This window comes from Halomonas sp. ANAO-440, from assembly GCF_019915905.1.
Lineage (GTDB): Bacteria > Pseudomonadota > Gammaproteobacteria > Pseudomonadales > Halomonadaceae > Halomonas > Halomonas chromatireducens.
Window position 1 is genome coordinate 62,795 of record NZ_JAHXBV010000028.1, and the last position, 7,148, is coordinate 69,942.

Genomic DNA, 7,148 nt, shown 5'->3' on the forward strand with positions numbered 1-7,148 from the left:
GTGTCCTCAGCTCGGGATTTCGGGTAGTGCCTGGGCACGTCGCAGGGCCCGCTGGGCCCGAGTCTCGGCACGCTCCATTTCCAGCAACTCCTCCTCGACGAAGACCAGATGCTCATGGGCACGAGCTCGTGCGTCTTCGGCCCGGCCTTCGAGTATGGCATCCAGCAGGGCACGGTGCTGTTTCATCAGCAACGGACGAGATTGGGGTTTTTCGAACAGGTGGGCCAGGTTGTCGACGATGCTCTTTTCCAGCAGGTGAAAGATACCGCGAATGGTATGCAGCAGCAGCACATTGTGGCCCGCTTCCGCGATCGCCAGATGGAAGGCTGCATCGGCCTTGGCTTCAAGTGCCGGGTTGCGGCCAGCGAAACAGGCTTCCAGCTCGTCGAATCGCTTGATCAACATGGCCTTGTCGGCTGGCGTGGAGCGCAAGGCGGCATAGTAGGCCGATATGCCCTCCATGGCATCGCGAAATTCCAGCAGGTCCAGATGGAATTCCTGATGGCGGGAGAGCATGTCCAGGAGGGGGTCGCTGTAGCCGCTGTTGAGTTCGCGGGTCACGAAGGTGCCGCCACCCTGGCGGCTGGTCAAAAGTCCGCGAGTGGCCAGTTTCTGAATGGCCTCGCGCAGCGACGGGCGGGAGACACCGAAGCGCTCGGCGAGCTCCCGTTCCGGCGGGAGCCGCTGCCCCGGCTTGAGGCTACCCTCGAGAATCATGGCTTCGAGACGTTCGGTGATAACATCGGCCAGTTTGGGTTGGCGAACGGTATGGTAGGACATGCAGGTTTTCCTGGCGGGCGACTATAATTGGTCTGACCAATATTGGCGCGATTGACGCTACGATGCAATCAGAATAAGGCACAGAAATCTGGCTAACTATCATAGGCTTGCTGTAGTTCAATTAATGACATCGACCAAAGTATAGTCTTTTCGGCACGGCAAAACGCGGCGTGTCGTTTGACACTGTGTAAGCCGAGCCCTAATGTGCCTTTTTCTCACTCGGTAAATTGGTATTACCAATTTACCGAGTGAAGAGAAGCAAAGCAAACTCTGTGCGAAGTTTCGACGTCATCCAAAGACAATAAACAGTTGTGTGACACAGCAATTCCTACCGCAGTCCGCAGCATGGCGCGGGCCGACCGTGAGGGCACCTCATGACGCCAGTCAAGCTCTATCCCCCCAAGTCAGAAAAGGTCTACTTCTTCGGCACCTGTCTCGTCGATATGTTCTACCCCGAAGCGGGTCTGGATGGCATTCGCCTGCTGGAGCGCGAAGGCATCGAGGTACTCTTTCCCGAAGACCAGACCTGCTGCGGACAGCCGGCCTACACCTCCGGCTACCAGAGCGAGGCTCGTGCCGTGGCGGCGGCACAGCTCAAGTTATTCCCGGAGCCCTGGCCGATCATCGTTCCTTCGGGATCCTGCGGTGGCATGATGCGGACCCATTATTCGCAGCTGTTTGCCGGTACCGATCAGGAGTCACTGGCCGGTGAGGTCGCGGGCCGGGTGTATGAACTCACGGAATACCTGGTTCATGTCTGCCATCTCCAGCTCGACGATCGTGGTCGGGCCGAAACGGTGGCGATGCATACTTCCTGCAGTGCGCGACGAGAGATGGGGCTGGCCGAGACAGGACCGATGCTGCTGGCCAGGCTTGGCCAGGTCAAGCTGGTGGAGCAGGAGCGGGCTGCCGAATGCTGTGGTTTCGGCGGTACCTTTGCCGTTCGTCATCCCGAAGTCTCTGCCGCCATGGTGGAAGACAAGGTCCAGGCCATCGAAGCGACGGGCGCCAGCCACTTCGTCTCGTCCGACTGCGGCTGCCTGATGAACATCAACGGCCGCTTCGAACACCAGAAGAAGGCGATCCAGGGCGAGCATATCGCCAGCTACCTGTGGCGGAGAACCTCATGAGCGTCGAGACCTATACGCCGCGGGCCTTTCACCGCCAGGCCCATGATGCCCTGGGCAACCCGCAGATCCGTGGCAACTTCCGCAAGGCGATGGATGGCCTGATGGCCAAACGCCGCGACGTCTTCAGCGACTGGGATATTGAAACCCTGCGCGAGCTGGGCGCCAACATTCGCCTGCGGGCACTGGCCAGGCTGCCCGACCTGCTGGAGCAACTGGAAGCGAACTGCGAGGCCAACGGTATCCGGGTTCACTGGGCGGAAGATGGCGAGGAGGCATGCCGGATCATTCGTGAGCTGTGTGAATCGCATGGCGCGAAATCGGTCATCAAGGGCAAGTCGATGGTCTCCGAGGAGATGCACCTCAATGCCCACCTGGAGGCGGCCGGTATCGAGGCCCTCGAGTCGGACCTCGGCGAGTATCTGGTACAGCTCAACGAGCAGACACCCTCGCATATCATCATGCCGGCGATCCATCTCAATACCGACGAGATCTCCGACATCATGCACGATAAGACGGGCACCGACCGCACCCGTGATGTCGACTACATGACCGCTGCCGCCAGGGCCCAGTTGCGTGAGCGCTTCATGAATGCCGACGTGGGTGTCTCGGGAGTCAACTTCGCCGTGGCCGAGACGGGAACTCTCTGCCTGGTGGAGAATGAGGGCAATGGCCGCATGACCACCACGGTGCCCCCGGTTCATATTGCCGTGACGGGCATAGAGAAAGTGGTCGAGCACCTGCGCGATGTGCCGCCACTCTATGCCCTGCTGACTCGCTCGGCTACCGGCCAGCATGTCACCACCTACTTCAACATGATCTCTGGTCCGCGCAAGGCGGGGGAGCATGATGGCCCCCGGGAAGTCCACCTGGTGCTGGTCGACAGCGGACGCTCCCGCATCTATCAGGACGATGAGCTGCTCGATACCCTGCGCTGCATCCGCTGTGGTGCCTGCATGAACCACTGCCCGGTCTATACCCGCGTTGGTGGTCATAGCTACGGCACCACCTACCCCGGCCCCATCGGCAGCATCCTGATGCCCCACATGCTGGGACTCGAGGAGACCAAGGACCTGCCGACGGCCTCGAGCCTGTGCGGTGCCTGCGGCGAGGTCTGCCCGGTCAAGATCCCGATTCCCGACCTGCTGGTGCGCCTGCGCCGCGAGGCGGTGGGCGAAGGGCGTGGCAACGTTCACGGCGCCGGGGTAAAGCGCACGAAGAAAGAGGTGGCTGCCTGGAAAACCTGGCAGTGGTTGGCGACCCATCCCTCGGCCTGGCGGGGAAGCTTGACGATGGCTGGGAAGCTGCGCGCCTTGACACCATCGAAGCTGGGACCCTGGACGCAATACCGCACCGCGCCAAAGCTGGCAAAGCGCTCGTTGCATGCGCTGGTCAAGTTGCACCGCCGGGAAGGGGAGGGTGAGTCATGAGCGCCCGCGATAACATTCTCAAGCGCCTGCGTGAGCGCACCGATGGCCCGCTCACGGCACCTGACAGCGATTTTGGCGTAGTGACCGGACGTGGCTGGAGTGCCGAAGAGCGTCTCGAGCGCTTCGAGCGCTGGATCAGCTCCGTGCATGGCGAGGTCATTCATACCACCCGTGACAGCTGGACAACCGATCTGGTGGCACTGCTGCAAGCCAAGGGCATTCGCCGTCTCGCCCTGGGACGTGAGCATCCGGTTGCCGCCGAGGCGCGAGCCGCCCTGGCCGAAGGGGAGGTGACCCTGATCGACGCCGATCGTGACGTGGAGGAGTGGCAGTTGGAGCAGTTCGAGACCACGGACGCCGGCCTGACCTCCACTCGTGGCGGCATCGCCGAGACCGGCAGCCTCTGGCTGTGGCCGACTCCAGATGAACCCCGCCTGATCAGCCTGGTGCCGCCAATACACATCGCCGTACTGGATGCCGACACTATCGAGGACACTTTCTTCGACGTCATCGAGGCCCATGGCTGGGCCGGTGGCATGCCCACCAATGCCCTGCTTGTCTCTGGCCCGAGCAAGACCGCCGACATCGAGCAGACCCTGGCCTACGGGGTCCACGGCCCCCGTGAATTGATCGTGCTTGTACGCCATGCCGAGGAGCGCCCATGACGCCTGCAACGCCTGACCCGGCCACGCCCGAGGCCTGGCATGATCTGAAGAGCGAGCTGCTCGAGATCATGCCCGCCGAGCGGCTGATCGATGATCCGCTGCGGACCTTGGCCTACGGCACAGACGCCAGCTTCTACCGTCTGATCCCCAAGCTGATCGTGCGCCCCGAGAACGAGGACGAGCTGATGGCAGTGCTGGCGGCATGTCGCTCCCGCCGGCTGCCGGTGACCTTCCGTGCCGCCGGCACCTCGCTTTCCGGCCAGGCGGTTACCGACTCCGTGCTGATCCAGATGGGCCAGGGCTGGCGCGGTCATGAGATCCTCGAGGGTGGGCAGGCGATCCGTCTGCAGCCCGGGGTGATCGGCGCCCGGGCCAACCAGCTGCTGGCCCCCTACGGCCGCAAGATAGGTCCCGACCCGGCTTCCATCGGCAGCTGCATGATCGGCGGTATCGCGGCCAACAATGCCTCGGGCATGTGCTGCGGTACCGCACAGAACAGCTATCGCACGGTGCGCGATATCCGCGTGATCCTGGCCGACGGCACCCGGCTGGACACCGCCGACCCGGCCAGCCGTGAGGCATTTCGGCGTAGCCATGCCGAGCTCGTCGAAGGGCTCGAGCGGCTCTCCGCCGAGACCCGGGCCAATGCGCCCCTGGCCGAGAAGATTCGTCACAAGTACCGGCTCAAGAATACGACCGGCTATGCGCTCAATAGCCTGGTCGACTTCACCGACGGTATCGAGATCCTCAAGCATCTGATGATCGGCTCTGAAGGGACGCTGGGCTTCATCAGCACCATCACCTACGACACCGTGGTGGATGAGCCGTTGAAGGCTGCGGCACTGGTCTTCCTGCCGGACATGGCCACCACCTGCCGGGCGACGATCGCCCTCAAGCCGGCGCCGGTTTCCGCGGTGGAGCTGATGGACCGAGCGGCGCTGCGCTCTGTGGAGCGCAAGCCGGGGATGCCCGAGGTGTTGAAGACGCTGCCGGAAGGGGCGGCCGCGCTGCTGATCGACGTGCGCGGCAATGACGAGGGCGAGCTCGAAGCGCGGCTTCAGGCGGTGCGTGACATCTTTGAAGGCATTCACACCCTGGAGCCCGTTACCTTCACCCGCGACAAGGGTATCTACGAGCTCTACTGGAAGATTCGTAAGGGGCTCTTTCCCGCGGTGGGCGCGGTGCGTGACATCGGCACGACGGTGATCATCGAGGACGTGGCCTTTCCCATCGAGCGCCTCGACGAAGGCGTTCAGGCGCTGACCGATGCCTTCCATCGGCATGGCTATCCGGAGGCCATCCTCTTCGGCCACGCCCTGGAAGGAAACCTGCACTTCGTGTTCCCCCAGGGCTTCGAGAAGCCCGGCGAGGTAGAGCGCTACCAGGCTCTGATGGACGAAGTGGCACAGCTGGTCGGCGTCGAGTACGGCGGCTCGCTCAAGGCCGAGCACGGCACCGGACGCAACATGGCGCCCTATGTCGAGCTGGAGTGGGGGCCCGAAGCCTACGCCCTGATGTGGCAGATCAAGGCGCTGTTCGACCCAGAGAATCTGCTCAATCCCGAGGTCATCCTCAGCCGCAACCCGACATTGCACCTGGAGAACCTCAAGCCGTTGCCGGCGGCCCACGACATCATCGACAAGTGCATCGAGTGCGGTTTCTGCGAGCACGTCTGCCCGTCGAAGGACCTGACCCTCACGCCGCGCCAGCGCATCGTCATTGCCCGTGAGATGGCAAGGCTCGAGGCGCTGGGCGATGCCATCGACGGGGAGGATGCCGAACGGCTGGCCACCTTGCGCCGCGACTATCGCTACGCCGGCGACGAGACCTGTGCCGTCGACGGCCTCTGCGCCACCCAGTGTCCGGTGGGTATCAATACCGGTGAGCTGATCCGCGAGATGCGTCATGAGCGACTGGCGAAGCATGCCGATCTGTCGCGGCGGGTGGGGCGCCACTTCTCCGGGGTGACGCGTGTTGCCCGGGGCGCGCTGAACATGGCAGGCGTTGGCCGTGCGGTGCTGGGCGAGAAGGGACTCTCCCGCGTCAGCGGTACGATAACGAAGGTCAGTGGCAACCGAGTGCCCCAGTGGGTGCCCACCCTGCCCAAGGCGGCACCGATACGTGTACTCAAGCAGCGTTCACCCGCTGATGGGTCAAAGGACAAGGTGGTCTACCTGCCCTCCTGTGCGACTCGAGTGTTCGGCGCCACCCATGGCGATGCCGAGAGCCGCTCGATCATGGAGATAACCCTGTCGCTGCTGGAGCGGGCGGGTTTCGAGGTGATACTGCCCGAGATGACGGGCCATCTCTGCTGCGGCATGGCGTTTCACTCCAAGGGGCAATTCGACGAGGCGACCCACAAGGCCCGTGAACTCAATCGCGAGTTGCTGGTGGCCAGCCAGAACGGTCGCTATCCGATCATCAGCGACACCAGCCCCTGTGTGCTGCATATGCAATCGCGCCTGGATGAGCGTCTGTCAGTGCAGGAGCCGGTTGCCTTCGCCCATGACCACCTCTTGCCACGGCTTGAGCTCACACCCCTGGATGAGCGCGTCGCGGTACATGTCACCTGCTCCAGTACTCATATGGGGCTTGGCGAGCGCATGGTGGCGCTGGCCAGGGCCTGTGCCCGTGAGGTGGTGGTGCCGGCGGAGATCACCTGCTGCGGCTTCGCCGGTGACAAGGGACTTTCCACGCCGGAGCTCAATGCCTCGGCGCTGAAGGGGCTGGCCGCCCAGGTGGCAGATTGCGATGCGGGCTACTCGAATTCCAAGACCTGTGAGATCGGGCTGGCGCTGCATGGAGGGATTCCCTATCGTTCGATCCTGTCGCTGCTTGACCGGGCAAGCCGGCAGCAAGCGGCGAGCTGAGAGCGTCCACTTGTCCACAGCCACTCGCCCGAAACCGCCTGTGGGCGGGCGCTTCGGGCGGGCGGTGAAATTTTCCGACAAAAGTCCTTGCGGCCGCGGCCCCCAGCCCGTAAAGTACGCATCCGCTGCCGGCAACGGGCAAACGTTACCGGCGGTGAAAGTGGAGAAAGTGCTTGTTTCTGTTTGGTTTTTCCGGATCGGCTGGTGAGATTCGCGATTGACAGAAACGCCGGAGACGGTAGAATGCACGCCACGCTGAAGGCAGCCGGCAAGAGC

General features: G+C 63.1%; 5 protein-coding genes. 4 read left to right on the forward strand and 1 reads right to left on the reverse strand.

The genetic code is table 11. From position 1 onward, the window contains the following. Positions 1-6: 6 nt before the first annotated feature. Positions 7-780 (reverse strand): GntR family transcriptional regulator, encoded by a 774-nt coding sequence (locus tag KZO25_RS16755; protein ID WP_066443507.1) that lies wholly within the window; start codon positions 778-780, stop codon positions 7-9. A 374-nt stretch (positions 781-1,154) separates the two neighbouring features. On the opposite strand from KZO25_RS16755, the gene KZO25_RS16760 reads away from it, so the two are divergent. Genes KZO25_RS16760 through KZO25_RS16775 form a run of 4 tightly spaced genes read left to right on the forward strand, consistent with a single transcriptional unit; the run spans position 1,155 to position 6,872 of the window. Continuing rightward, positions 1,155-1,910, forward strand: a complete 756-nt coding sequence (locus KZO25_RS16760; RefSeq protein ID WP_223137853.1) for a (Fe-S)-binding protein — start codon at positions 1,155-1,157, stop codon at positions 1,908-1,910. Continuing rightward, positions 1,907-3,337 (forward strand): LutB/LldF family L-lactate oxidation iron-sulfur protein, encoded by a 1,431-nt coding sequence (locus KZO25_RS16765; RefSeq protein WP_223137854.1) that lies wholly within the window; start codon positions 1,907-1,909, stop codon positions 3,335-3,337. The genes KZO25_RS16760 and KZO25_RS16765 overlap by 4 nt, the downstream gene beginning before the upstream one ends. Then, entirely contained in the window at positions 3,334-4,002 is a 669-nt protein-coding gene (locus KZO25_RS16770) for a lactate utilization protein C (protein WP_223137855.1), read from the forward strand. The genes KZO25_RS16765 and KZO25_RS16770 overlap by 4 nt, the downstream gene beginning before the upstream one ends. Continuing rightward, positions 3,999-6,872: an FAD-binding and (Fe-S)-binding domain-containing protein gene (locus KZO25_RS16775; RefSeq protein WP_223137856.1), complete on the forward strand. Its 2,874-nt coding sequence runs from the start codon at positions 3,999-4,001 to the stop codon at positions 6,870-6,872. The genes KZO25_RS16770 and KZO25_RS16775 overlap by 4 nt, the downstream gene beginning before the upstream one ends. Positions 6,873-7,148: the final 276 nt, after the last annotated feature.

Bases quoted from the DNA above. Each gene is read 5' to 3' on its own strand.
- KZO25_RS16755 (WP_066443507.1), bottom strand. From the start codon at position 780: ATGTCCTACCATACCGTTCGCCAACCCAAACTGGCCGATGTTATCACC.
- KZO25_RS16775 (WP_223137856.1), top strand. From the start codon at position 3,999: ATGACGCCTGCAACGCCTGACCCGGCCACGCCCGAGGCCTGGCATGAT.
- KZO25_RS16765 (WP_223137854.1), top strand. From the start codon at position 1,907: ATGAGCGTCGAGACCTATACGCCGCGGGCCTTTCACCGCCAGGCCCAT.
- KZO25_RS16770 (WP_223137855.1), top strand. From the start codon at position 3,334: ATGAGCGCCCGCGATAACATTCTCAAGCGCCTGCGTGAGCGCACCGAT.
- KZO25_RS16760 (WP_223137853.1), top strand. From the start codon at position 1,155: ATGACGCCAGTCAAGCTCTATCCCCCCAAGTCAGAAAAGGTCTACTTC.